20 protein-coding genes are annotated in these 25,083 nt (G+C 69.2%); 16 read left to right on the top strand and 4 right to left on the bottom strand.

The window, feature by feature from the left end; translation table 11 throughout:
* Window positions 1-263: 263 nt before the first annotated feature.
* The 10 genes from pilV to VF584_01340 all read left to right on the top strand — a co-directional run bounded on the left by pilV (window position 264) and on the right by VF584_01340 (window position 11,533).
* The gene (pilV, locus tag VF584_01295; GenBank protein ID HEX8208791.1) at window positions 264-1,808 is read left to right on the top strand and encodes a shufflon system plasmid conjugative transfer pilus tip adhesin PilV; all 1,545 of its coding nucleotides are present in this window, start codon (window positions 264-266) and stop codon (window positions 1,806-1,808) included.
* On the top strand, window positions 1,805-2,347 hold the full coding sequence (locus tag VF584_01300; GenBank protein ID HEX8208792.1) for a hypothetical protein: 543 nt from the start codon (window positions 1,805-1,807) through the stop codon (window positions 2,345-2,347). Before pilV ends, VF584_01300 begins: the two co-directional genes overlap by 4 nt.
* Before the next feature lie 105 nt (window positions 2,348-2,452).
* Window positions 2,453-2,875, top strand: coding sequence for a hypothetical protein (locus VF584_01305; protein HEX8208793.1), 423 nt, complete (start codon window positions 2,453-2,455; stop codon window positions 2,873-2,875).
* Window positions 2,876-2,933: 58 nt separating this feature from the next.
* Window positions 2,934-3,143, top strand: coding sequence for a hypothetical protein (locus tag VF584_01310; GenBank protein HEX8208794.1), 210 nt, complete (start codon window positions 2,934-2,936; stop codon window positions 3,141-3,143).
* 224 nt (window positions 3,144-3,367) lie between these two features.
* Window positions 3,368-3,625, top strand: a complete 258-nt coding sequence (locus tag VF584_01315) for a hypothetical protein (protein ID HEX8208795.1) — start codon at window positions 3,368-3,370, stop codon at window positions 3,623-3,625.
* Between the two features lie 105 nt (window positions 3,626-3,730).
* On the top strand, window positions 3,731-8,191 hold the full coding sequence (locus VF584_01320; GenBank protein HEX8208796.1) for an RHS repeat-associated core domain-containing protein: 4,461 nt from the start codon (window positions 3,731-3,733) through the stop codon (window positions 8,189-8,191).
* Window positions 8,192-8,952: 761 nt separating this feature from the next.
* A complete protein-coding gene (locus VF584_01325) occupies window positions 8,953-9,657 on the top strand; it encodes an RHS repeat-associated core domain-containing protein (GenBank protein ID HEX8208797.1) in 705 nt (234 codons plus the stop codon).
* Complete coding sequence (locus tag VF584_01330; protein ID HEX8208798.1) at window positions 9,654-9,998, top strand: hypothetical protein; 345 nt, start codon at window positions 9,654-9,656, stop codon at window positions 9,996-9,998. The genes VF584_01325 and VF584_01330 overlap by 4 nt, the downstream gene beginning before the upstream one ends.
* Before the next feature lie 451 nt (window positions 9,999-10,449).
* The gene (locus VF584_01335) at window positions 10,450-10,707 is read left to right on the top strand and encodes a hypothetical protein (protein HEX8208799.1); all 258 of its coding nucleotides are present in this window, start codon (window positions 10,450-10,452) and stop codon (window positions 10,705-10,707) included.
* A gap of 448 nt (window positions 10,708-11,155) precedes the next feature.
* Entirely contained in the window at window positions 11,156-11,533 is a 378-nt protein-coding gene (locus VF584_01340) for a hypothetical protein (protein ID HEX8208800.1), read from the top strand.
* Window positions 11,534-11,590: 57 nt separating this feature from the next.
* On the opposite strand, the gene murB is transcribed toward VF584_01340, so the two are convergent.
* The gene (gene murB, locus VF584_01345) at window positions 11,591-12,547 is read right to left on the bottom strand and encodes a UDP-N-acetylmuramate dehydrogenase (protein ID HEX8208801.1); all 957 of its coding nucleotides are present in this window, start codon (window positions 12,545-12,547) and stop codon (window positions 11,591-11,593) included.
* 332 nt (window positions 12,548-12,879) lie between these two features.
* On the opposite strand from murB, the gene VF584_01350 reads away from it, so the two are divergent.
* Window positions 12,880-14,166, top strand: a complete 1,287-nt coding sequence (locus VF584_01350) for a hypothetical protein (GenBank protein HEX8208802.1) — start codon at window positions 12,880-12,882, stop codon at window positions 14,164-14,166.
* A 102-nt stretch (window positions 14,167-14,268) separates the two neighbouring features.
* Here VF584_01350 and VF584_01355 read toward each other — a convergent pair whose 3' ends face one another.
* A complete protein-coding gene (locus VF584_01355) occupies window positions 14,269-14,469 on the bottom strand; it encodes a hypothetical protein (GenBank protein ID HEX8208803.1) in 201 nt (66 codons plus the stop codon).
* A gap of 310 nt (window positions 14,470-14,779) precedes the next feature.
* Here VF584_01355 and VF584_01360 point away from each other — a divergent pair, with 310 nt between their 5' ends.
* On the top strand, window positions 14,780-15,493 hold the full coding sequence (locus VF584_01360) for a glycerophosphodiester phosphodiesterase family protein (protein HEX8208804.1): 714 nt from the start codon (window positions 14,780-14,782) through the stop codon (window positions 15,491-15,493).
* Window positions 15,494-15,577: 84 nt separating this feature from the next.
* Window positions 15,578-17,779 (top strand): hypothetical protein, encoded by a 2,202-nt coding sequence (locus tag VF584_01365; GenBank protein ID HEX8208805.1) that lies wholly within the window; start codon window positions 15,578-15,580, stop codon window positions 17,777-17,779.
* Between the two features lie 266 nt (window positions 17,780-18,045).
* Here VF584_01365 and VF584_01370 read toward each other — a convergent pair whose 3' ends face one another.
* Complete coding sequence (locus VF584_01370; protein HEX8208806.1) at window positions 18,046-19,368, bottom strand: hypothetical protein; 1,323 nt, start codon at window positions 19,366-19,368, stop codon at window positions 18,046-18,048.
* Between the two features lie 249 nt (window positions 19,369-19,617).
* A complete protein-coding gene (locus VF584_01375) occupies window positions 19,618-20,181 on the bottom strand; it encodes a pyridoxamine 5'-phosphate oxidase family protein (protein HEX8208807.1) in 564 nt (187 codons plus the stop codon).
* Between the two features lie 157 nt (window positions 20,182-20,338).
* Here VF584_01375 and VF584_01380 point away from each other — a divergent pair, with 157 nt between their 5' ends.
* The 3 genes from VF584_01380 to VF584_01390 all read left to right on the top strand — a co-directional run bounded on the left by VF584_01380 (window position 20,339) and on the right by VF584_01390 (window position 25,021).
* Window positions 20,339-21,688, top strand: coding sequence for a M24 family metallopeptidase (locus tag VF584_01380; GenBank protein HEX8208808.1), 1,350 nt, complete (start codon window positions 20,339-20,341; stop codon window positions 21,686-21,688).
* A gap of 101 nt (window positions 21,689-21,789) precedes the next feature.
* A complete protein-coding gene (locus tag VF584_01385; GenBank protein HEX8208809.1) occupies window positions 21,790-22,179 on the top strand; it encodes a hypothetical protein in 390 nt (129 codons plus the stop codon).
* A gap of 118 nt (window positions 22,180-22,297) precedes the next feature.
* A complete protein-coding gene (locus tag VF584_01390) occupies window positions 22,298-25,021 on the top strand; it encodes a DUF5916 domain-containing protein (GenBank protein ID HEX8208810.1) in 2,724 nt (907 codons plus the stop codon).
* Window positions 25,022-25,083 lie beyond the last annotated feature (62 nt).

The raw sequence follows: 25,083 nt of genomic DNA on the forward strand, positions 1-25,083 counted from the left end.
CCGTCCACCACGAGGCGCGGCCGCGCGTAAGGGACAGGAACACAGAGGCCGTCGAAAGGCCCCGCCCGGGGACAGCGCCCGGGTCCGGGGCCTTTTCGCCGGTGAGGCGCGGCGATGATCTTCGCCGGCAGCACCCCGATCGACACACGAATCCCGTGTCTCGGCAACCCTTTACGGGAGAGAAGAGCCATGCGCATGTCATACGAACCAGGAATCCAGATGCGCGATCTGCGCCTCCGGTTCCGCCGCGAGGAGGTGGTGGCATGAGCGTTACCGTGACCGTCACAAAGAAGCAGGGGAACACGATGGGAACGGTGATCGCGAGGGTCGGCGATCAGCAGAACGTGGTTCGCGACGTCTACTTCTACGTCCGGGTGCTCGACAACGGCTCCAGCGAGCTTGGGCCGTACCCGCCGGACATCGTCAGGCGGCCCCTGCCCGGTGTATACGAGAAGGACGTCGTTCTCGACCCAACGTTCGAGACGATCGTGCGGACGGTAGTATTCAAGGACGATGGCACAGAAGTGACGGGAATCGCCGAGCAGTCGTTCGGCATCCGCACCGCTGCGGCGGGCGGCACGGGTGAAGTGCGCGTGAAGGACGCGAACACGGGTCCCACGCCAGCCGAGACTCTCGCGATCGAGGGCGCGACGGTGACCGTATCCAACCGCGTCGCCACGTTCAACCTTGGCGGGGCGCTCGCGAGCTACTACACGAAGGCGGAGAGCGATGGGCGCTATCCACTCGCCGCGCATACCCACCCGTACCTGCCGCTCGCCGGAGGGGTGATGAGCGAGCGGCTCGAGGTAGAAAAGAACACGGTGGACCCGAACTTCCGAACCGGGCACCTGGAGCTGCGCACCACGAACGGCAGCGCGGTGGCGGTGGGCTTTCACCGCTCCCTGTTCAGCGCCGTCACCCTTCGGCACGGGGTGTTGGGCGCGCTGGACCTGGTCGACCACAACGGTGCGTGGGCGCAGTACCGGGGCAGCAGCTTCTGGGCGGCGGGCAATCGCTTCCATGGCGGCGACGGCGCCTTCATCGACCTCACCAACGGCGCCGCCCAGTTCCTCACCAGCGGCGGCTCCTCCCTCCAGGGCCGCTTCGGTGGCCTGCTCGTAAGCGATTCCTACGGCGACGCACCGAGCGTTCCCTCACTCGGGATCTACTCGAAGGGGGGCGCGCGGCTCGGGCCGTACATCGACGTGGGGGTGGGTGCATCCAGCTCGACGATCCGGCGGCCGGACGGCGCGGCCCTGTACCTCCAGGCCGGTGTGCCCGGGGCGGTCAACATCGGCGATCCGGCGTCCCTGTACAAGCTGAACGTGCAGGGGGACGTGTACGCGCAGGGCGGCTGGCTCCGGACGAACGGCATCCATGGTTGGTACAACCAGACGCATGGGGGCGGAATCAACATGGAGGATGCTACCTGGGTGCGGGTCTACAACGGCAAGAGCTTCCTGGTCCCCGGCAACTTCAAGACATATGGCGCCATCTACGGCAGCGGAGCCGCCGTGCGGCTCAGCTCCGACGATTCGTACTGGTACGCCACAACCGCGAGCGGAATGCAGTTCTACGGGATGGACGGAGGGCGGAAGGGCTTCGTCTACCACGATCCGAGCGGCTTCGGCCTTCTCCACGGCGGGGGCGCCTGGGCGGTGCGGACCTGGCCCGGAGGCACGATGCTGTACGGATCCTCCCTTACCGATGAAGGCGGGAACCAGCTTGCCGCCATCAAGACCGTCACCGCGGCGCCGGACGCGGGTACGGCTGCGCGTGTCGGAACCCTGTACGTCCTGGTCGCATGAGCGGGGTCTATGTGCAAACGGGGCCGGCCTACGCGGGACTCCTGCTCAGGGCATGGGTGCAGGGTGAGACGGGCGTACGTCCGGCAAGGCGCATCTATCGGTTGGTGTCGATCACAACGACCTATCCAAACGGTCTCGACAATCCGGTCCTGGTCTACAACTGGGTGACCGAGGGCGGTGACATGGAGCGGCCGTGGCACACACCCGACGTGCCCACGCTCACACTCAACCCGCCGGACGCTCTGACCTCCAACGAATCGCGGGTGACACTCCAGAGCTATCAGGACCACGGGGACAAGAGGGAATGGTCTCGAATCGTGGAGTACGTGAATGCGGAGACCGGCGACTCCCTGGAGGTGGTGAGCCTCGGCAGGCACGAGGTGGCGGAAATCCGCTCCTGGCCCGAGTCAGGGACGAAGATCAAGGCGCGCGCCCGCTTCCAGAGCAACGCCGGATCGGGGGAGTGGAGCGCTTTCAGTAACACCGTCACGACATTCGAGGTCGCGCCGTTCGATCCAGGACCCGGCCCGGGCGCGTAACGGGACACCCCTTCCACCTCCGTGTGCCCACGCGACCACCGGCACGCAGGCGACGCATGATCGCAGGGGGCCCAGGAACTCACACCAACACGGGCGATGAATACGATGGAGATGACGACCGAGGAGCTCGGCCAGGCGTCGCGCGCGCTGGCGGAGCTGATGAAGGAGAGCCGCCCCTTCCGCCTGGGGCTCGCGCTGCGGCGGGTGGCGCGGCAGATCGAGCCCGCCGTGCAGGATGCGGCGGAGCTGGAGCGCGGCATCGTGGAGCGCCACGCGCGCCGCGACGAGCAGGGCGAGCCCGTGCCGGGCCGCGACGCCTCGGGAGAGGTGCAGCAGGGTACGGTGGAGATCACCGATCCCGCGGCCTTCCAAGCGGAGCTGGAGGCGCTCCGCCGCACGCGCATCAAGGTGCAGGTGGACCCGCTCACCCCGGAGGACTTCCGCGATCCGGGGCCCGACGTGGCGCCCTGGGTGCTGCTGGCCCTGGGCGAGCTGATCGACGACCGAACCCCCGCGGCGCAGTCGTAGGCGCCGCACCGCCGCGGTCCCTTGTGGCCGCGGTCCACACACCCCGATGGAGGATGAGATGACGCTGGCAACGCAGACGCTGGAAGTGATCGGGATCCGCCGCAAGGACGCGGATACCGTGACGGTGGAGCTGGGCACCGTGCAGAGCGGCGGCCCCGAGGGCGGCCCCACGCCGATGCCCTTCGGCAGCCACATCATCGAGGTGGCCGAGGCGGACACGCCCGAGCTCGGCACCCCGGTGACGCTGACCTTCGCCCTCCAGGCGTAAGGCCCCCGCGCGGAGCTCTCCGCGCGCCCCCACAATCCGACATCGGCCGGCAAAGGCCTCCTCCCGGCACAGCGCCCGGGCCCGGGGCCCTTTTTTGTGCCCCCACCCGTCCAGATTACCCGGTACGCAACAGATGAAGAAGGCCCGTGGAGGCCCCCCCGGCACAGCGTCCGGGAGCGGGGCCTCCGCTGCTTCACGAACCCACATTCCAGAGGACACGAAACATGAAATCGATTCGCGCGCGCCTGGCCGCGCTCGCCGCCGGCTACCTGCTGGCGCTCCTCACCACCAGCGGCCTGGCCGAGATCAGCCCCGAGCTTTCCGCCGAGGTGCATGCCTGGGTGGAGCACGGCTTCGAGCTGCTCTTCCTGCTCGGCTACGCTGTCATCCACCCCTGGCTGCAGAAGCGGTGGAACCCCACCGGCGCCTACACCGGCGAGGCCGCACGCAGGCTGGAGCACGTGGCCGGAGTCCAGCCGTAGACGCCACGCGGCGCAAACCAGCACACAAGCCAAGAGGGGCCCCCACCCGGCAGAGCGCCGGGGCGCGGGGCCCTTTTCGCGGCACCGACCAACCGAGGACGACCCATGAAGCAGAGACAGAAGATGTTCACCCTGGCGGCCGCGCTCGCCACCGGAGGCGCGCTCGCCACGGGGCTGCTGGCCGGCGATCCCGCGCCGCCGCAGGTGAGCGTGGCGGAGGTCAACCCCGGCACCAGCGTGGAGCGCGACCTCTGCCTGAGCATCTCGCTCGCGCCCGGCGCCGCATCCGAGTGCGGCGACCTGCGCCTGGCCCACGCGCTGCCCGCCGTGCGCACCCTCAATCGCGCCCGCGCACCCGTGCTCCTGTACAACAGCCAGCACGCGAGCCCGCACCCCATCGTGGCCGCGCACGTCACGCTGCCCAGCGGCAAGGACGGCCTCTCGCGCGTGGTGGCGACCCTCAAGGTCAACGGCACCCCGCGCGGGCAGGGGGTGTGGAGGGGGAGTGCCTGGCCGGACGTCACCGGCCCCGTGCGCATCGCGGTGGGCTACGACGCCGCCAGCGACTCCACCGGCCCGTACCGCTACACCCTGGAGGTGCGCGCCCACTACGGCGAGACCCTGCTCGCCGACACCGCCCGCGGAGAGCTGGTGGTGGTCAACCGCCGCGAGAGCGCGTTCGGCGCCGGGTGGTGGCTGGCGGGGCTGGAGCGGCTGGTGATGGACCCCTTCGGCAAGCCCGTGCTCTGGGTGGGCGGCGACGGCAGCACGCGCCGCTACACCAACGCCGGCGGCGGAGACGTGTGGGGGGCGCCATCGCTGGACCGCCCCGACAGCATCAAGCGTGAAGGCGAGAGGTGGGTGCGCATCCTGAGTGGCGGCGTCAAGGTGGAGTTCGATCCCACTGGGCGCCACATCGCCACCGTGAATCGCCTGCAGCACCGCACCGAGTTTCGCTACGACTCCGCGGGGCGCGTGGACACCGTGAGCATTCCTCGCTCGGAGCGCGGCTTCTCCTTCCAGTACGCCGTGGACGGGAAGCTGGAGAGCATGGAGTCGCCGGGCGCGGGGAGCGCGCGGCAGATCACGCACCTGCACCGCACGGGAGCGCGTGTGGACTCCATCCGTGATCCGGACGGCTCACGCATCCGCTTCGCCTACGCGGACGCCGCGCGTGCACTGGTGCCCACCTCTCGCGCGAACCCGGCTGGCGTGGCGACCTACTTCCGCTTCGATCATGCGGGACTGATCGCGGGGGCGCGGCTCGACCCGAACACCACCGACAGCATCGTGATGCGCCTGCGGGCCGTGGAAGGGCTGGGGCTCGCCAGCGCGTCGGGAACGGGTGCGATGGACACGGCGCGCGCGTACGCCCTCATCGACGGCCCGCGCACCGACGTGGGCGACAGCACCCGCCTATGGCTGAACCGCTGGGGCGCCCCGCGCCGCGTGGTGAACCCCCTCGGCCAGCAAGCCGTGCTGACGTACGGCGACGCCCGCTACCCCGTGCTCGTGACGGAAAGCCGGTCGCCCGGCGGGCTCGTATCACGTGCGTGGTACGACGCGCGTGGGCGTGTGGACTCCAGCACCGTGCTCTCGCCGTATGGTGACGGTCGCAACGCCACCACGCGCTACGCATGGGACGCGAAGTGGGACGTGGTGATCCGGACGGAGAGCCCCGAGGGCGTGCTGGCCAGCTTCGGCTACGACTCCATATCGGGTGACCTGATGTGGCAGCAGACGGGGGCCGATGCGTCGCAGGTCGATTCGACCCGGGTGGCGTACGGCTACGACCCCGTCACGCGCCTTGCCGCATCCGTTGCCGAAGCGGGCGCCACGCAGCCCTCCCGCTACGAGTACGACGGCCGTGGCAACCTGAGCGCGGTGGTGAGCCCGCTCGGATTCCGCACTGAATACCACTCCGACGCGCTCGGGCGCGACACGCTCGTCCTCACGCCCACCGACGCCGCCCAGACGCCCGGCCTGCGGGTGGCCACGCGCACCTGGTACGACGCCTCCGGCCGCGACTCGCTGACCCGCACCTACGGCCCTTCCCTCGGCGACCGCTACACCGGTGCGCGTACCCTCTGGGTGGAGACGCTGTACACCGAGGGGGGTCAGGTGCGGACCGTACGCCGCTGGGGCGTGCCGCAGCTCTCGCCCGACCACCCGACCCAGTTCATCCGCCGCTTCGAGTACGACGCCGCCGGGCGGGACACCGCCGAGTTCAATGAGGCGAATCACGCGGAGAAACGCCGCTACGATGCTGCCGGCAACGTGGTCTCGGTGCAGACCCGGCGCGGCCCCGTCGTCAGCATGCGCTACGACGTGCTGAATCGCCTCGTCCGCCGATCGACCGAGGCGCTGGAGAACCCTGAAATCGGTACCAGCGGGCACATGGCGGCGAGCTACCCGGCCTTCACCGACGGCTACCCGATCCCGGTGGAGGTGGACACGCTCGCGTACGACTCGATCGGCAACCTGGTGATGGCGGACAACCCGTATGCAAAGATCCGCCGCGGCTACCACCGGAACGGCAGCATCGCGTGGGACTCCACGTACCTGCGAAGCTGGGACGGCTCTCCCGGCGATCCGGCCTCCTTCGCGGCGCACGCGTATGGAATCGGCTACGGCTACGACCTGGACGGCCGCCGCAGCTGGCTGGAGTACCCCGCCAACCTCGCGCCCGGCGCGGAGAGTGGTGCTCCCAAGACGCGCGCGACCTACGAGTACACGCCCCGCACGGGGGCACTGGCGGCGGTCGTCAACGTGTTCGGCCACCGCCACGCCTTCCACTTCGACCGGGCCGCGAGGCTGCGCACCGCAATACCGGCCGACGGCAGCCGGGAGGTCTTCACCTACGACGCGGACGGACGTCTGCGGAGCCGCACCCACGCCTCCGCGGGCGGTTCGGTGTTCCGCAACGACACCATGCGCTATGACGCGCGCGCCAAACTACTCAGCGTGTGGATGCCGGGTGGCGGTCCGTCGTTCCGGTACGATGCGCTCGGCACGCTCGTGGAGGAGAAGCCGATCTACGAGACATCGAGCGACAAGTCGATGCGGAAGTACATCGTCGACGCGCTCGGGAACCGGGTGAAGGGATTCAACAAGTTCCAGGACTCGCTGAAATACGGGCTGGAGCAGAACGGCCGCGCCACGGGTTGGCACCATCCGTTCTACCCTGACAGCGGCACCGGCGAGTACATGGACGAGTCGGACACCTTCGCCGACGCGAACGGGAGCGAGTTCTGGACGGAGAGCGTCTCGGGCGGGCCGAACCAGTTCAACATCGAGCAGGCGATGTCGTTCTACGACGGGCGCGACAAGCTCCGCGCCGTGGATCGCCGCGCCTGCCCCTGGGTCGCGGATACCAAAGCCGTGGGAACGCCGCCGGACGATTACGAGCCGGGCTGGGCCGCGTACGAGCGCGTGCTCGGCAAGTGTGACCCGCAGGTGGTACTCGCACCCGAACGGTACGGCGGCCTGGAGGAGTACCGCTACGATGCGCTGGGCCGCCGCATTGCGGTGCGATTCCGTCCCGAAGCCGCATGCGCCGCCTGCGCGACTCTGAAGATGCAGCACCTCACGCGCTACGTGTGGGACGGCGACCAGGTGCTCTACGAGGTGCGCAGCCCCGACGAGAGCGACCACCCGCAAGACTCGCCCAGCACCGCTGCGTACGGCCGGGTCGGTTACACGCACGGCGGGGTGATCGACGCGCCGCTCGACCTGATCCGCATCGGACATGCGGGCGACACCGCGACCGTCGTCGTGCCGCATCGGACCGCGCTGGGCCAGCACGACCGCGGAGCGCGCATCGCCGGCCCCGACGTAGCGATCAACTGGCCCGGCGCCCAGTGGAACGCCTTCCGCAAGCCGATGGACCCTTACCCCAAGCCGGGCGGGTGGGCCGGAAGCCTGATCACGGGTGCCGCGGACCAGTCCGGTCTGCAGTACATGCGCAATCGCTACTACGATGCGCGCACCGGCCAGTTCACGCAGCAGGACCCCATCGGTTTGGCCGGAGGGCTCAACACCTACGGCTTTGCCAATGGTGACCCAGTCACATATAGTGATCCTTACGGCTTGCTGGGCGATACGATCCCTCGTGGCTTCAAACCCACTCCCACGAATCCGCGTCCTGGGGTATTCCGCCCAGGCAATGGGGGCGGTATTGAGCCTGCGTCCTGGTATCAGGATCCGTTGAGCGCAGCGGAGGTCATCGTCACTGCTGGAGCTGGACCGGCTGCCCAGGGAAGCAAGTACGCAATTTCGCGCCAGGCGTCCCGGTACGCAGCCCGCCAGGCAGCCAAACAGGCGGGACGTGCCACGCCAACTGCGATTGAGGCGGCTAGTTCACCCGGACTCCTCTCGCGGGGGATGAGCACTGCCCGGCAATCCGGGCCGCAGTTTGTCAGAGGCTTCGGCGAAGGATTCGTGGATGCTGCTTCTCAGGGCGGCTACACGCCAGTAGACCTTCGCGATCCGGCTCCATTGCGCTGGGGCAAGATCACTGGCCAGGCGGCATACCAGTTCTTCGACAGGGTCAAAGAGAGATTCTAGGGAGCACCAGTTCGCACCATATCGGCACAGGAACATTTACACCTGATCGAAGGGTTCGCTCACCCACACGCGTAGCTGCTATGAACTGGGTCCTGATCATTTTGGCTGGGCTGCTCGGACTGAGTGGGCTGGGAGTGCTCGCCGCGTGGATGATGATTCCACGTCGCATTCCGATCACCTCCGCAGCGACCCTCCACCCCGTGTTGGAGGAGCTACTTTCTACCCCCGATCCGCGGGGCCACATTTTCGTTCGCGTGGAGCGTGGTCCCGAGTCGCTGCAGTTTCACCGACGTGAGACAGAACGGGCAGGTGCGCGCGTATATTTGGAGTACCCTGTCGCAGCCTGGTCCGAGCCTTACCGCGATACTGTGCGCATGTGCGCCTTCCAAACGGGATGCTCTGTTTCTTTGCGGAGCGGCGACCGACCGGCTACTGTTGTGGACTGTGGAACCGACATGGCTCGCGCAAGTGAGTTCGCTTGGCGACTGCTCATCGAGGCATACGATGTAGGAGCGGGGAAAGCGGTTCTGGCGTACCTTCTGTATCGAGCTTAGGAAAGAACCACAGGACATTACAGCGGAAACATTGGGGCTGTCGATCAACGCACGGGGAGCTTGGCCGGATGGCTGGGCTCCCCGACTACTATGGTTGACACACCACCCGTTTTGCGGATTGGAGGAGCACCGCTACAGGCGCTGGGGCCGCCGCATCGAGGTACGCTTCCGCCCCGACCCGCGTGCACCGCCTGCGCGACTCTGAAGATGCAGCACCTCACGCGCTACGTGTGGGATGGCGACCAGGTGCTCTACGAGGTCCGCAGCCCGGACGAAAGCGATCACCCAACGGACAGTCCATCCTCCGCCGCATACGGCCGGGCCGGCTACACGCACGGCGGGGTGATCGATGCGCCGCTCGACCTGATCCGCATGGGGCACGCCGGCGACACCGCGACCGTCGTCGTGCCGCATCGGACCGCGCTGGGCCGGCACGACCGCGGAGCGCGCATCGCCGGCCCCGACGTGGCGATCAACTGGCCCGGCGCACACTGGAACGCCTTCCGCAAGCCGATGGACCCTTCCCCCAAGCCAGGAGGGTGGGCCGGGAGCCTCATCACCGGGTCTGCGGACCAGTCGGGTCTGCAGTACATGCGCAACCGCTACTATGACCCGCGCACCGGGCAGTTCACGCAGCAGGACCCCATCGGCCTGGCCGGAGGGCTGAACACCTACGGCTTTGCCGATGGCGATCCGGTCACCACTCCACACCATGCCGCCACTCAGGCACAACGGCGTGCCGGTGGGGGCACTTATGGCGCAGAGCGGAGGATCGGGTACCGTGCTCTGCGAACCGCTGGGTTGAGCGCCGACGAGGCTCGCGCCAATATCGTCCGGGCCGATCACTACTTCAATTCGCTCGGCGTCCAGACATCGACACCAACCCGCATCCCAGGCAATCGCCCCCGATGAGTAAAACGGCCATTCAAAGAACAGTCGAAGTGCTAGTCGGCCTGCTCGCGAGTGAGAACTACGCCGAGATTGAGTCGATGACGGCCGGCACCCGGATGAGCAAGCAAGATATTGCCGGTTCCGTCGCGGAGTACGGACGCACTATTGTCGTTCCTCCAACTACGGCTTACGAACAGCTCGATAGCATTGAGGTCACCGCCGCGTCGTCACGCACCTGGTCAGTGACCATGCCGCTCTGGACCGTGGAGGAGGGTAGATCCGACCTAACCATGGAATTGACGCTAGTCGAGCAGTCCGATGGTACACTGAAGGTGGAGTTGGACAACCTCCACGTACTGTGAGAGGAAGTTATCGAGCTTTCTTCCATGCTGCGGCATTGGAGGTAAACAACGTAATGCGGGAGCCGCAACGGTGAACCCGAGTGTCTGAATTGGCAGCGGCGCCAACACCGGATTGGGGCCCACCGACCTCGGAGTACCCGTGTTAGCTTGCGATAATATCGACGGACAGTGACTCGCAAGTCACTCTTAAGCACGCACGGCACGGGGACGTAGGCGAGGGCACGTGCAGCGCTCCAGGCTCGCTGACGCCACGGAGGGGCAAAGGCCTCCTCCCGGCACAGCGCCCGGGACCGGGGCCCTTCTTTGTGCCCCCACCCGCCCGGATCACCCGGATCGCACGCAGCCGCGTGCATCAAAAGTTAAATAAGGCCCGCGGAGGCCCCGCCCGGCACAGCGCCCGGGTAGCGGGCCTCCGCCGCTTCACGAACCCACATTCCGGAGGACACGAAACATGAAATCGATTCGCGCGCGCCTGGCCGCGCTCGCCGCCGGCTACCTGCTGGCGCTCCTCTCCACCAGCGGCCTGGACGAGATCAGCCCCGAACTCTCCGCGCAGCTGCACGCCTGGATGGAGCACGGCTTCGAGCTGCTCTTCCTGCTCGGCTACGCCGTCAGAAGCGGTGGAACCCCACCGGCGCCTACACCGGCGAGGCCGCACGCAGGCTGGAGCACGTGGCCGGAGTCCAGCCGTAGGCATCACCTGGCGTAGTCAGCACACAATCCAAGAAGGGCCCCCACCCGGCAGAGCGCCGGGGCGCGGGGCCCTTTTCGCGGCACCGACCAAACCGAGGACGACCTATGAAGCAGAGACAGAAGATGTTCAGCCTGTCGGGCGCGTTGCCACGGGGTTGCTGGCCGGCGATCCCGCCCCGCCACAGGTGAGCGTGGCGGACGCGAACCCCGGCACCAGACGGAGGCGTATCGAAGTGTTCGGCTGATTTTACGACACCAATGGATTATTGATCCGACGTGCGCCCTTCGGGAGAACATCTGCATCGGCCGTTCTTTTCAGGTACCCTTGGCGGCGGTTGTTGCGCACGAACTGATCGGCTACACATTTACTATTAGACGATCGCTCGGCGCGGTATGAACAGCGGTGAGCCGTAGGCGCCTGGGGGTACAGGTATCACGCTCGCGGCCGCCGGAGAGAGGAGCAGATGCTCGCATTGAATATACAGAAGCGCATGATGAACTGGTCGGCGATCCTGGTGATCCTCACCGGCGCCTGCACCACGAACCCACGCGGCTTCCGCTTTGAAGAGCAAGTACTTGCGGATGCATCTGCAGTGACCCGTGAGCATCTTCGGAGCCGGGCTCGAACGGCCTCGGCGGACAGCGCCGGCGGCGCGCGCATGGTCGCAGCCGCTGAGGCCTACTCGAGTCCAAAGCTTCTCGTTCTGGAACCATGTCACACCGAAGTCCGGTTCTCATACCGCTACGATGGGCAAGAGAACCACGGCGCTGCCGATCTCGACTACGATAGAACCCGGCGATCCTGGGTGTTGAGGCGCCTGTGGGTCATTCATGAAGAATAGGCCTCGCTGGCTCATGCTCGGAGGATCACGATCTCCGAGCGCACTCAAGCACTTCCGTCAAAACTCCCCGATCATCCCGATCTCCGTCTTCAACTCGTAGCCCAGTTCGCGCTTCACCGTCGCCTGCGCGAGGTCGATCAGGCCCCGGACGTCATCGGAGGTGGCGCCGCCCAGGTTGACCATGATGTTGGCGTGCTTGTGGAAGATCTGCGCGCTCCCCAGCACGTGCCCCTTGAGCCCGCACTGGTCGATCAGGCGGCCCGCGCCTACGCCCTCGATCTTCTGGAAGACGGAGCCGGCGCTCGGGTATAGCCAGAGGTCCGGGTGCCGGTCGTCGCGCCACATCAGGTTCTCGCGGATCACGTCGCGCAGCACCTCGCGCGGGGTGGGGTCGAGGCGAAAGGTGACGTCAAGCACCACATCCTTGCGGTCGTGCAGGATGCTGTAGTCGTAGCCGAAGTTGAAGTAGGCGCAGTCCACCTCCCGCACGTCGCCTTCCTCGGTGAGGACGGTGGCGCCCTCCACCACCTCCTCGATGAACACCGTGCGCTCCCGCTCCGGCGCGGGCGAGAGGAAGTGGAGGTTCTGCCAGACCGCTCCGCCCACCGTGCTGGGAATCCCTACGAAGTGATGCAGCCCCCCCAGGCCCCGCGCGACGGTCGCCTGGATCAGGTCGTGGTACACCTTGGCCCCGCCCCCCGCCTTGACGCGGTTGTCGTCCAGGAATTCGACGTGCTCAACCTCGTTCTTGATCACCAGCCCGCGGAAGCCCCGGTCGCCGATCAGGATGTTGGCTCCCATCCCCAGCAGGAAGAAGGGGATCTCCAGCTCGCGCGCGGCAAGCACGGCCCGGGCGAGCTCGTCCGGGGTCAGCGCGCGGTAGAGCATGTCCGCCGGGCCGCCGATCTTGAAGGTGGTGAACGGCCCCAACAGCGCGTCGCGCTCCAGGCGGTCTGCGCCGAGGCGGGCTTCCAGTTCGCCCACCGCGGGGCCGAGGGTGTTCGAGTGGGGCATTCGCCGCGTGCGTGTGGAGGTGGATGGGCGAGAACGACGCGGGCGGGGTTGCAAGGGCGGTGCCCTGCGGAGTGCGCGCGCCGTTTACGCCTCCGCGCGTGCACCAACGGGCACCCGCAGACCCTCCGCATGCGTTCGTTTGCTCAAGCAAGAACCTCTAAAACAAGTGGACGATGGGCTGAACGGTGGCCTCACAGTCCCGCTGGTCACGCCCGCGCATGCATCCGGCCAGCGTCCGGACCTGTTCACTCCGTTCAGTTGTGCGGCGCTGGCTCACTCTATATCGTTTGTTTCACGACGAAGCATGATTCACAACCGGATGCGGAGATACGATGGGGGAAGCCGGATCTAAGCGCTCACGCCGCCCGTCCCGGCGCTGGGTGGTGCCGCCGGGGCTGCGCTACACGGACGAGCCTTTCGACGGCTTCGCCGTGGTCGACGAGCTGCGCAACGCGCTCGGGCTGCTCCTGTGGCAATCCCTTCGCGACGTAGATTTGTGGTCGGCCACGGAGCCGGAGGAGCATCCGCTCCTCTTCGCCCCCGGGGCGGCGGACCGGCGCCGCATCGAGCTGGCCTCCGTGCCCGAGGCGCGGGCGGTGCAGTCGCCGCTCCTGGCGATCGCGCGGCTGCTGGACGGCGAGCCGGCGCACGCCGCCGAGCTGACGGAGACCTGCCTGGCCGTCTCGCGCTGGGCGATCTCGACGGGGTACCGGCGCACGGCGCTGGCCTTTGGCGAAGCGGCCGCGGTGGTGTCGCCGCACGACGCGGAGGCGGCGTACTGGGTGGGTTACCTCTCGCGGCGCGCGGCGCAGTACCGGCGGGCGGAGACGTGGTACCGCCGCACCATCGGCCTGGCGCGGCGAAACGACGATTGGAAGTCGTACGGGATGGCGTACTGCGGGTGGGCCAACCTCCTCATCCAGCGCGGCGACTACGCGGGCGCGCGCGACAAGCTGATGGTGGCGCTGCGGGCGGCGCGCCGGCACGGGCTGTGGAACATCAAGCCGCTGGCGCTCCACGACCTGTGCTGCATCGCCATCCGCAACGGCAACGCGGAGGAGGTGACCTCGTTCGCGCGCAAGGCGTTCCGCGCGTACGGGCGGCGCCACCCGCGGGTGGTGGCGCTGGCGCACGACGTAGCCTTCTTCTGGATGCTGCAGGGGTACTTCGCGCCGGCGTTGCGCGTCTTCCGGGCGGTGGCCGTGCACGTGGAGGACCGGCCGCACCGCCTCCTGGCGCTTTCCAGCGTGGCGCGCGCCGCGGGCGGGGTGGGCGACCGCTTCACCTACAACGAGGCGTGGGCGGACACCTGGCAGCTGATCGACTCCAGCGAGGACACGGAAAAGGTGGCGGAGGCGCTGGTGAACCTGGCCCACGGCGCCGCGGGGATCGGCGACCGCGACCGGGCCAACATCGCGGCGGGGCAGGCGCTGACGGTGGCGCTGCAGCGCAAGGAGCCGGAGCAGCGCAACGCCGCCGAGGCGATTCTGAACGCGCTGCGCCGCGCCGAGCCCGTGGGCCCGGCGCTGCGCTCCATGTCCACGGCACCCGGCGCGGCCGCCGACGCGCTCTCCAGCGAGCTGGCGGAGGTGCTGAGTACGGCTACGCTCGAAGTTTGACAACAACAGCCTCACACGGAGAGCACAGAAGGAACTGAAAGCCACAAACAACACCTTGTGCAGTTCTCTCTGTGGCTCTGTGTCTCTGTGTGAGATCGCTGTTCAGACCACCGTCGTGTCGCTCGCGGCAGACTGCGTCGTTCCGTCGGAGGGGGGCGGGGGCGGCGGGGGGGTGACGGTGCCCGAGCCCATCAGGCCGCCGCCCTCGCGCAGCGGATTCGCATCGGGCGCGGGGCCGGTCGCGCTCTCGCCGCACGCCGCCAGCACCAGCAACCCGGCCAGGAACCATTGCCTCGTCTTCATATCCGGCGCTCCCCTGGTGAAAGATGTGCGGCGCACGGTCGCGCACCGCCTCTTCACCAAAGGTATGCAGGGTCGTTCACTCCGTACACTTTAGCTGATGGCGCATCCGGGGCGGGGTTGGCTGGTGTGGGAGGTGCCGCGTGGCGGGAAAGGCTGTGGGTCGCTGCGAGTGGGGTAGCGGCGGCGCGCCGTTGGGAACGCGCGGAGTATCGGATAGCGATCCGTGGCCGCTTTCACGCCCTCGCCCGCGGCCCGTTTCTTCCGGCCACCACGCCAAGCACTTGCCGGCCGTCCCCCGCACTCGAGCACGATGATCTTTCCCGACCGTCCCCTGGTGCTGGGCCACCGCGGCTCCCCCGCGCGCGCGCCGGAGAACACGCTGCTCGCCTTCCGCCTGGCCCGCGAGGAGGGGGCAGACGGGGTGGAGCTGGACGTACAGCCGGGGGGCGACGGCACGCCCGTGGTGATCCACGACGCGACGCTGGACCGCACCACCGACCGCGAGGGCGCGGTGTCGGCGATGTCGTGGGCGGAGGTGTCGGCGGCGCGCTCGCGGGGCGAGCCGGTGCCGCGGCTGGAGCAGGCGGCGGCGTGGGCGGCGGAAAGCGGCGCATGGCTCAACGTCGAGATCAAGTCGCCGGGTGCGGAGGCGGCGTCGATCGCGGGCATCGAGGCGGCGGGTGTCCTCGATCGCACCTTCTTTTCGTCCTTTCTGCCGGACGTAGTGGCCCGAGTGGGAGAGCTGGCGCCGCACGCCGCGCGCTTCCTCCTCACCGAGCGCTGGGACGACGTTGCGCGGAGGACGGTGCGGCGGCTGGGGGTCCGCGGCGTGTGCCTCCACCACTCCGCCGCCACGCCCGCCGCGCTGGCCGAGCTGCAAGGCGCTGGGCTGGACGCGGTGGTGTGGACGGTGGACGATCCTGGGCGGCTGCGCGAGCTGCTGCGCGCGGGAGTCAGCGGCGTGATCACCAACCACCCCGCGCGGGGGGTGGAGGCGCTTCGCGAGGTGATGGGCGGCATCTAAGCCGTTCCTGGCGCGGCGCTTGCCCCTGCGAAGCGTGGCGGCCCCGCCGGACGGGCGGGGCGCCCCGACCCGTGCACCCCTACCATGACCCTCCTGGCGATCGGCGCCGCGCTCCTGTTGCAGGTACCCACGGGGCAGCCCCCCCGCGACACCCTGCGCTTCCCCGCCCCGCGCGACACGGTGCGCATCGGCGCGCCGGCAGCGGCGCCGGCGCCCGCGCGTCCGGCGGAGGACTCGCTCGCCTTCGACTCCCCCGGCACGCGCGAACTCGTGGAGCGGGTGCGGATGACCGTGGGAATCGTCCCCGCCGGGCTGGCCGACTACCGGGCGCACCTGGAGTCCAGCGTGTACCTGTCGCTCCGCGCGGACTCGGCGGCGGGCGGCGAGCTTCCGCTGACGGTGGACGAGTTCGCGGGGGAGGTGCGCTGGGGGCGCGACGGGGGGTTGGAGCAGCGCATCCGCGGGCACCGCATCCGCCAGCTTGCCCCCACGCCGTACACCATCGGCAGCTGGCTGGACGCGCCATGGGTGGTGCCGCACCTGTACGGCAGCACGGTGGACGCGCTCCAGCTTTCGCCCAACGCCAACCGGCGCAGCACGATGACGCGCGCGGTGCACCCCTTCTCGCTTCGCGGGCCGGAGTTCTACCGCTACACGGCGGAGGACACGGTGCGTGTGCGGACGCAGGAGGGGGTCACGACGCTGGTCGCCGTGGCGGTGCGCCCGCGCGCGGAGGCGCCCGGCGGCGGGCTGCGCCTGCTGGCCGGCACCTTTTACCTGGACGTGGACCGCGCCGCCATCGCCCGCGCGCGCTTCGGCTTCACCGAGCGGCAGGGGCGGCTCTCGCTTACCGAGGCGGGGCTCTTCTTCGAGCTGGAGAACGCGCTCGTGGGCGGAAGCTACTGGCTTCCGGTGAGGCAGCGGCGCGAGATCCAGGTGAGCTCGCCGGTGCTGGGCGGGGCCTCGGCGCTGCGGCTGGTGACCTCTCTCTCGCGGTTCGAGCTGAACACCGGGTGGCGCGCGGAGTCGCCGGGGTCGCGGCTGGTGCGCGACCTGGCGCGCGGCGAGACCGCCTTCGCCGGGTGGCGCGACCCCGCGCAGCGCGGCGAGGACGTGCTGCGCATCGGCGACTTCGCGGACCTGCGCGAGGCGATCCGCCCCCCGAATCCGGAAGCCGGCCCGCTGCGGCTCGGCTTCCGCCCGGAGCGGACCAGCCACTTGTTTCGCTTCAACCGGGTGGAGGGGCTCTTCCTGGGCGCCGGCGCGCGCCTGGAGCCGCGCGACCCGCTGCGGCGCGATTGGAGCCTGTACGGCACCGGCGGCTTCGCCTTCGCGGAGGGGACGGCGCGCGGCGAGCTCTCCGCCCGCTACCACCCGGTGCCGCGCACGGGCGCGCCGCAGTACACGGTCTCCGCCACCGGGTACCGGCGGCTGCGCGATACGCGCGTCTTCCGCCCCGCATTCGAGTGGGAGCTGGGCTACGCGCTGGGCGCCGCGTTCGGCGGCGCGGACCGGCGCGACTACTACGACGCGGCCGGCGGCGAGCTCTTCCTGGCGCGGAGGCGCGGCCCCTTTACGGCGCGCATCGGCGCCCGCGCGGAGCGGCAGGACTCGGTGACGCGCAACACGGAGAGCGGGCTGCTCGGCGGCGGCAACTTCGGCCCGGTGGCCGCCTCAGAACCCGGCACGCACACGGCGCTGGAAGGCGAGCTGCGCTACGCCCGCGGCGCCGGCGCGTTCGGCATCACCCCGTCGCTGGTGGCGTCGCTCTGGGCCGAGGCCGGCGTGGGCGACTTCGCCACGCAGCGGGTGACGGCCACGGTGGCCACGCGCCGCCCGGGCCGTTACGTCACCCTCATCGCGCGCGGCGACGCGGGGATCGTCGCCGGCGAGGCGCCGCCGCAGTTCCTCATCCGCTTCGGCGGCGGCGAGGGGCTGCGCGGCTACGACGACCGCGAGTTCGCGGGCTCGACGGCGGCGCTGGCGCGGGCGCGGCTCCTCCTTCACCTACCGCCGTACGGCAACCGGCCGCTCTTCCGCAGCGGGATCTTCCTCTTCCCGCCCCTGCGCCCGGCCCTGGTCCTCTCAGGCGACGCGGGCTGGTCCGAGGTTTCGGAAGACGCGGGGCCCTCGCTCCTCCGCCTGGGCGGCCGCACCACCGATGGCACGCGCTACTCGCACGGCATCGGCCTCAGCCTCTTTGAGGACGCCGTTTCGGTCGAGCGTGTCTGGCCGGGAGACGGCGGGGAGGCGCGGTGGTACGCGGGGTTCACGACGTGGTTCTGATATCTTCAACGCCGTAACGGAAGTCTCACGCAGAGACGCAGGGAGAGAACAACTGAGTAAAGCCTCACACAGAGGCCACAGAAGGAACTGAAAGCCACAGAGAAAACTTTTTGCGGTTCTCTCTGTGGCTCTGTGTCTCTGTGTGAGCCATGCAGTTGCAGTTCTCTCCCGCGTCTCTGGGCGCTTGCGTGAGGCAAGCCCGACGACAGTCGCGGTTGGCGGGGGATGGAGACGTGGCGGGCACGGGCAGCCATACGGGGCTGCCCCTACCGGCGCTTGCGGCGGTTCGCCTTGCTCTTTCCGCCGCCGGTGCCTTTGCGGGCCATGGCGCTCAACGCCTGCATCCAGTCGGCCAGGATGATGTCCAGCGCCTGGTAGACGAACTCGGTGGGCATCTGCTCGCGCAGCTCCGGGGGGAGCGTGGCCGGGTCGACGACGCGGGCGATGCCGGCTTCGATGAAAATCGAGTTCAGACGAGCGAGGATCTCGCGGGCCTCGGAGGCGCTGCGGGCGGGCGGGACGGAGCGCGGCACCTCCTCGCGCGTCATCGTGCGCGTGAGCACCGCTTCCAGGAAGATCGCGGGCGGCACCTCCAGCTCCACGGAATCCTTGACCGCTTCGGCCAGGGCGCGCGTCCACTCGGCCGGTGGGACGGGGACCAGGATGGAGCCCGGCGAGCGCAGCCACGTCCCGTCGGCGAAGGGGATCAGGCGTCCGATCACCACCGCGCCGGGCCCGTACGCCTCCTCCACCCCGCCGTGCTCGATCACCGTGGACTCGCTGCCGTCCACCACCGAGACGAAAACCGCCTCGTCGCCGGTCCGCTCGCGCACGTGCCACATCCCGGTCACCGACTCGAGTAGGCTGCGGCCCATCAGGCGCTGCCGGGGCGGGATCGTGGCGAACCCCTCCTCGTCCTGCACGATCTTCCCGAGAGGCGAGAGACCGGTGGCGAGTGAGGTGTGGTCCACCAGCGACCACTCCTGCTCCCGTACGCCGGCCGAGAACTCGTCGTCCTCCACCGGTTTGGCGGGGCGCCAGCGCCGGAACCACCACATGGAGGCGGCACGCTCCACTTCGGCCAGCGGGTCGCCCTGGATGCTCCCCTCCACGCGGTCGAACAGGATCTCGATGAGCGACACGTGCGCGGCCGCGGTCGAGATCGGGCTCGCCACCAGGAGGATGGTTTCCGTGTCGCCCTCGAGCGCGAGGTAAGCGTCGTGGGTGTGCTCTTCGAGCGCGGCTTCGTGGAGCAGCTGCTCCGCGTCGAGCAGCTGGTCCTCGGAGAGCTGCTCCAGCGATTCGGGGAGCTCCACGCCGGCCCGGTCCGCCGCGGCGTGGGCGGCTTCGCTCAGTTCCAGCGCGGCCATGCGCAGCTCGGCGTCGGTGGGGGCTCCTTCGGCGCGGCGCGCGCGCGCCACCAGCCGCGACGCCAGCGCGAACGCCTGGCCCGCGAAGTCGGTGTCCGGGTCCACGTCCAGGTACTCCGCCTCCAGCAGCGCCGCGATCGCCACGAAGGCGTCGCCCGCGTCACCGGTGAGGGGGATGGACTCGAAGGGAACGTCGTCGGTGGTGAATTCGGTGGTCATGCGTGGGGAAAGAGAGTGCGTGAGTGCGTGAATGCGCGATAATGTCATTCTGAGGGAGTCCGCCCCGCACAAGAATCGGCGAAGCCCAACCAAACTGCTGCGGCGACCGAAGAATCTAGCCAGAGCCGGGCCAGGTCTCGCGGGTCACGCCCGGCCCCTCTGAACGCGCAGTAGATCCTTCGCTCCGCGCCATGGATCGTACCGGAGGAAAGGGCGGAGCAGCGCGTCGCTCAGGATGACAGAGTCTCGTCAGGGGGTGCGCGACACGTGGGCGGCGACCGGCGCGGAAAGCCCGTCGATGCTGCGTGTGTTCTTTTCCCACTGGTAGGCGGGAAGCGCATCGCTTTTCTCCTCCGCCCACTTCAACAGTGTTTCACGCTGTGCGCTGTACTCCATGAGCGGAACCGCGAACCCGCACGACGTCTGCACCCGGGAAACCTCCGCGCGGACGATGTGGCGGATGCCGGGGTATGAAGGGAACCCGCTCGACTGCTCCGCCCACTGAGCGCTGTCAGGCAGAATCACCTCGCCAGTACCGTACAGCCGCAGGATGCGCGGAGGACCCGCAAACGCGCAGAACATGAACGTGATGCGGCCGTTCTCGTGCAGGTGGGCCGCCGTTTCGTTGCCACTCCCTATCAGGTCCAGGTATGCGACCCGGCTGGGGGAGAGCACGCGCAAGCAGTCCAGCCCTTTGGGCGACAGGTTCACGTGCCCGTCACCGGCAAGTGGAGCGGTGGCGACAAAGAACAGCGGCTGCGCCTCGATGAAGGCCTTCAGCTCCGGCGTGATGCACTCCACCACCTTGCCCATGATCCACCATTCATCGAGTGGTCCGTCCGACACCAGGCGCGGCCCGCAACGCTGCACCTTTGGCGGGGGGACCGCAAGGGCTGGCAATGGAAGTGCGTGAATGCACGGGGGTGATGACCAGGATCTCAGCACTCACGCACTCACGAACTCCCCGACCATGCGCCGAACCGTACTCCTCCTCACCCTTCTCTCCGCCGCGCCCGCCGCCGCGCAGGAGCGCCCCTTCGGTACGCTGCGCGAGCAGGCGGCGACGCGGCAGGAGTGGCTCCGGCTTCGGCTGGAGCGCGTGCTGCCGCGGCTGATGCGAGAGCAGGGCGTGGCGATGTGGATCGTCCCGATGCGCGAGTACAACGAAGATCCCGTCTTCTCATCGCTCGTCTCGCCGACGACGATGGCGGCGCGGCGGCGCACCATCTACGTCTTCTGCGACAGGGGCGGAGAGCGTGGTGTCGAAAAGGTGGCGATCGGAGGGTCGACGCAGGGCGGGCTGTACCGCGTGGTGCGCGACCCCGATGCGCCCGTGGGCACCGCCGGCACCACCCGGCGCCCCGCCGAGCCGTACGGCCCCGACCAGTGGAAGCTCCTCGCACCGCTGGTGGAGGCGTGCGACCCGCGCACCATCGCGGTGAACGTGTCGGCGACGCACGCGTTTTCGGATGGGCTCACGGTGGGCGAGTGGGAGGGGCTGCAGGGCGCGCTCCCGCCCCGCTTCCGCGAGCGGGTGGTGCGGCGCGAGCTGCTTCCGCTGCAGCTCATCGAGGAGCGCCTCCCCGAGCAGGTCGCGCGCTACGTGGAGATGCAGCGCGTGGTGCACGACATCATCTCCACCGCCTTTTCCGAGCGCGTGATCCGGCCGGGCGAGACGCGCACGGAGGACGTGGTCTGGTGGATGCGGCAGCGGGTGAACGACCTGGGGCTCGGCACCTGGTTCCAGCCCAGCGTCGACGTGCAGCGCCCGGGAGTGGAAATGGGCGACTCCGCAAACCCCGTCATCCGCCGCGGAGACGTGCTGCACTGCGACTTCGGGATCACGGCGCTGGGGCTGAACACGGACACGCAGCACATGGGCTACGTCCTGCGCCACGGCGAGACGGACGCCCCCGCCGGGCTGCGCGCCGCCCTCGCGCGCGGCAACCGCCTGCAGGACATCCTGCTGGAGGAGATGCGCCCCGGACGCACGGGCAACCAGGTGCTCGCGGCCGCCCGAGCCCGCATGCGCACGGAGGGAATCGACGGCACCATCTACACGCACCCCATCGGCGCGCACGGCCACGGCGCCGGCCCGCTGATCGGCCTGTGGGACCGCCAGGAGGGCGTGCCCGGCCGCGGTGACGTCCCGCTGCGCCCCAACAGCTGGTTCAGCATCGAGCTCCAGGCCACCACGCCGGTGCCCGAGTGGAACGGCCAGCCCGTGCGCATGGGGCTGGAGGAGGAAGCGCGGCTGGACGAGGGCGGCGCGCGGCACTGGGTGCTGCGGCGGCAGGAGCGGTTCCATCTGGTGAAGTAGGAAACGGGGAGCGGCGGTGCGATAGGGGTGTCACGGCGTGGCGAGCCCGCGCGTTTGCTCGTACCCGGAAGTACGCTGCACCCCAGAATGAGGAGGCACACATGATCGGATCACCTCGTTCGCTCCCGCGCAGAGCCTTCGCGGCCGCGCTCCTGCTGCTCGCCACGTCGTGCGGGATCCTCGACCCGGACCCGGTGAGGGTCCGCGTGAGAAACTCCACCGGCCACAAGCTCGAAGCGATCAAAGTGATGGCCCCGAGAACGTCGGAGCGGTTTGGAAGCCTCGAGCCGGGGAAGACCTCCCGCTACCACGCCGCCAATCGGGCCTACATCTTCCCCTACATCGAGGCGCTCCTCGACGGAGCGGTGGTCCGCCAGCAGCCGAGGGACTTCGTGGGCGAGGAACCCATGGAGCCGGGCACGTACACCTATGAGCTGAGGCTGAGCTCGAGGCAGCCGTACTTCCTGCACGCCACCGTCATCCGCGAGTGACGGCGCGTTGCGAGGGGCCGGCCCGCGGGAACGGGCCGGCCCCTCGCTTCCAACCATTCCGCGCCACCCGGCATCAGAAGTAGGTCCGCAGTCCCGCGACCTCCAACGCTACCCTCCGATGCGACCCTCGATCCCGCTCCGAATCGCCGCCCTGGCCGCCGTGCTCGCCACGCCGGCGGCGGCGCAGAACGCCGTGCAGGCGTCCAACACCACCGCGGCGGCGCACGACAAGCCGGTGCCCTCCGTGCAGGCCGCGCCCAGGGCGGAGGCGATCGTGCTGGACGGGGTGCTCAACGAAGGGATCTGGAGCACGGCGTCCATGGCCGGCGACTTCCGGCAGCAGGAGCCGAAGGAGGGCGAGCCCGCCACGCAGCGGACCGAGGTGCGCTTCGCCTTCGACGACGAGGCGCTCTACGTGGGCGCGCGGATGCGGGACACGCTGGGCGCGGCCGGGGTGCGCACCCGCCTCGCGCGCCGCGACCAGAGCGTGGAGGGCGACTACATCCAGCTCGTCTTCGACACCTTTCACGACCACACCGGCCGCACCGTCTTCCAGATCAACCCATCCGGCGTGAAGTACGACGCGGGACAGGCCTCCTCGAACGCCGACCCTTCGTGGGACCCCATCTGGCAGGCGGCCACCAGGGTCGACTCCGCCGGGTGGACGGCCGAGCTGCGCATCCCGTGGGCGCAGCTCCGCTTCTCGCGCGAGGCGCAGCAGACGTGGGGGATGCAGATCTGGCGCTACGTGGAGCGGCTCAACGAGATGTCGATGTGGTCGTTCTGGGGACGGCAGGAGGCGGGCGGGCCGCCGCGCTTCGGGCACCTGGAGGGGATGCGCATCGACAAGCGGCCGCGCGGCGTGGAGTTGATGCCGTACGCCGTGGCGCGCGCATCGTACGTGCGCCCCACGCAGCCGGGGAGCCCCTTTCAGGACGCCAGCGCCTACGACTCGCGCATCGGCGGCGACGTGCGGATGCTGCTGGGCTCCAACCTGACCCTCTCCGCCACCATCAACCCGGACTTCGGGCAGGTGGAGCAGGACCCCGCAGTGGTGAACCTTTCCGCCTTTGAAAGCTACTTCGAGGAGAAGCGCCCCTTCTTCGTGGAAGGGAGCGGGCTTCTGTCGTTCGGCGGGCTCAACTGCTTCAACTGCAGCAACGTGGAGGGGATGTCGCTCTTCTACTCGCGGCGCATCGGGCGGGCGCCGCAGGGGGCGCTTCCCGGGGGGCTCGACTTCACCGAGGTGCCGCGCAACACGCGCATGCTGGGCGCCGCCAAGCTCACCGGGCGCACGGGCGGCGGGTGGCAGCTCGGCGCGCTGGAGGCGGTGACGGCGCGCGAGGTGGCGCAGGTGCAGGCGACGGACGGCACGCGCGACGAGGTGGCGGTGGAGCCGTTCACCAACTACGCGCTGGCCCGCGCGCGCCGCACCACGGGGGGCGGGCGCTACACCTGGGGCGTGATCGGCACCTCCGTCATCCGCCGCTTCGGCACGGGCGACGATGCGCTGCGAGACCGCATCCCCTCGCACGCCGAGACGGTGGGGGCGGATTGGAACCTGTACTCCGCGGGGCAGAAGTACCGGCTGATGGGGAACTTCGCCCTCTCCAACGTGCAGGGGGACTCGCTGGCCATCGGCCGTCTGCAGCGCTCCAGCGCGCGCTACTTCGACCGGCCGGACCGGGTGAGCGGCGGCAACGGGATCTTCTCCGACGAGTACGACCTCGGGGGCACGGCGATGCGCGGCTTCGGCGGCTACGCGCGCGCATCCAAGGAGACGGGGAACTGGCTGTGGGAGACGGGGCTCAACTACCGCAGCCCCGGCTTCGAGGTCAACGACATGGCCTTCATGAACCGCGCGGACTACGTGTGGATGAACGCCAACCTGCTGCGGCAGTGGACCAAGCCGGGCTCGTGGTACCGCCGGCTCACCTGGATCGGCGGCGGGCAGCAGCAGCACAACTTCGACGGCGACCGCACCGACCTGCAGGCGGCGTCGTACGTCGGCGGGCAGTTCCTCAACTATTGGAACTGGGCCGGCTACTTCCAGTACCGGCCGGGCGTCTACGACGACCGCGTCACGCGCGGCGCGGGCGTCGTGCGCCGCCCGACGGACTGGTTCGGCTTCGTCAACCTGAGCACCGACAACCGCAAGCCGCTGGTCCTCTCGCTGAACCCGTCGTGGAGCGGGAACGAGGAAGGCTCGCGCTCGTTCAACGCGTCGGGGAGCGCGCGCTTCAAGCCCGCCAGCAACGTGCAGATCACGCTGGGCCCGTCGTTCACCACCAGCCACAGCGCCGCGCAGTTCGTCCGCCGCTTCGATGACCCGAGCGCCACCGCCTTCTTTGGTCGCCGCGCCGTCTTCGCGGAGATCGAGCAGCGCACGCTTTCGCTGAACACGCGCCTCAACTGGACCTTTACCCCGGACCTTACGCTGGAACTGTTCGCGCAGCCCTTTGTGGCCACCGGCGACTACGAGTCGTTCAAGGAGTTCGTGCGCCCGCGCGAGCTGGACAAGCACGAGTTCGACGCGGCGCAGCTCACGCCCGTGATGGCGGACGGCCGTGTGACTTCCTACACGCTGGACCCGGACCGCGACCCGGCCACGGCGAACTTCTCGTTCGGCAATCCGGACTTCAACGTCCGCTCGCTGCGCGGCAGCGCGGTGCTGCGCTGGGAGTACCGCCCGGGCTCCACGCTGTTCTTCGTGTGGCAGCAGGAGCGCAGCGGCGCAGCCGGCTACGGCGACTTCGCCTTCGACCGCGACGCCACGGCCGTTTTCCGCCAGCACCCGGACAACATCTTCGTGATCAAGGCGAGCTACTGGATGGGGCGGTAAGCCCCATCCCCCGCTCGTCACCTCGCTGCCCCTCCCCCAATAACTACCTGGGGGAGGGGCGG

The organism is Longimicrobium sp. (assembly GCA_036389135.1).
Taxonomy (GTDB): Bacteria; Gemmatimonadota; Gemmatimonadetes; order Longimicrobiales; family Longimicrobiaceae; genus Longimicrobium.

Bases quoted from the DNA above. Each gene is read 5' to 3' on its own strand.
- pilV (HEX8208791.1), top strand. From the start codon at position 264: ATGAGCGTTACCGTGACCGTCACAAAGAAGCAGGGGAACACGATGGGA.
- VF584_01300 (HEX8208792.1), top strand. From the start codon at position 1,805: ATGAGCGGGGTCTATGTGCAAACGGGGCCGGCCTACGCGGGACTCCTG.
- VF584_01305 (HEX8208793.1), top strand. From the start codon at position 2,453: ATGGAGATGACGACCGAGGAGCTCGGCCAGGCGTCGCGCGCGCTGGCG.
- VF584_01310 (HEX8208794.1), top strand. From the start codon at position 2,934: ATGACGCTGGCAACGCAGACGCTGGAAGTGATCGGGATCCGCCGCAAG.
- VF584_01315 (HEX8208795.1), top strand. From the start codon at position 3,368: ATGAAATCGATTCGCGCGCGCCTGGCCGCGCTCGCCGCCGGCTACCTG.
- VF584_01320 (HEX8208796.1), top strand. From the start codon at position 3,731: ATGAAGCAGAGACAGAAGATGTTCACCCTGGCGGCCGCGCTCGCCACC.
- VF584_01325 (HEX8208797.1), top strand. From the start codon at position 8,953: ATGCAGCACCTCACGCGCTACGTGTGGGATGGCGACCAGGTGCTCTAC.
- VF584_01330 (HEX8208798.1), top strand. From the start codon at position 9,654: ATGAGTAAAACGGCCATTCAAAGAACAGTCGAAGTGCTAGTCGGCCTG.
- VF584_01335 (HEX8208799.1), top strand. From the start codon at position 10,450: ATGAAATCGATTCGCGCGCGCCTGGCCGCGCTCGCCGCCGGCTACCTG.
- VF584_01340 (HEX8208800.1), top strand. From the start codon at position 11,156: ATGCTCGCATTGAATATACAGAAGCGCATGATGAACTGGTCGGCGATC.
- murB (HEX8208801.1), bottom strand. From the start codon at position 12,547: ATGCCCCACTCGAACACCCTCGGCCCCGCGGTGGGCGAACTGGAAGCC.
- VF584_01350 (HEX8208802.1), top strand. From the start codon at position 12,880: ATGGGGGAAGCCGGATCTAAGCGCTCACGCCGCCCGTCCCGGCGCTGG.
- VF584_01355 (HEX8208803.1), bottom strand. From the start codon at position 14,469: ATGAAGACGAGGCAATGGTTCCTGGCCGGGTTGCTGGTGCTGGCGGCG.
- VF584_01360 (HEX8208804.1), top strand. From the start codon at position 14,780: ATGATCTTTCCCGACCGTCCCCTGGTGCTGGGCCACCGCGGCTCCCCC.
- VF584_01365 (HEX8208805.1), top strand. From the start codon at position 15,578: ATGACCCTCCTGGCGATCGGCGCCGCGCTCCTGTTGCAGGTACCCACG.
- VF584_01370 (HEX8208806.1), bottom strand. From the start codon at position 19,368: ATGACCACCGAATTCACCACCGACGACGTTCCCTTCGAGTCCATCCCC.
- VF584_01375 (HEX8208807.1), bottom strand. From the start codon at position 20,181: ATGGGCAAGGTGGTGGAGTGCATCACGCCGGAGCTGAAGGCCTTCATC.
- VF584_01380 (HEX8208808.1), top strand. From the start codon at position 20,339: ATGCGCCGAACCGTACTCCTCCTCACCCTTCTCTCCGCCGCGCCCGCC.
- VF584_01385 (HEX8208809.1), top strand. From the start codon at position 21,790: ATGATCGGATCACCTCGTTCGCTCCCGCGCAGAGCCTTCGCGGCCGCG.
- VF584_01390 (HEX8208810.1), top strand. From the start codon at position 22,298: ATGCGACCCTCGATCCCGCTCCGAATCGCCGCCCTGGCCGCCGTGCTC.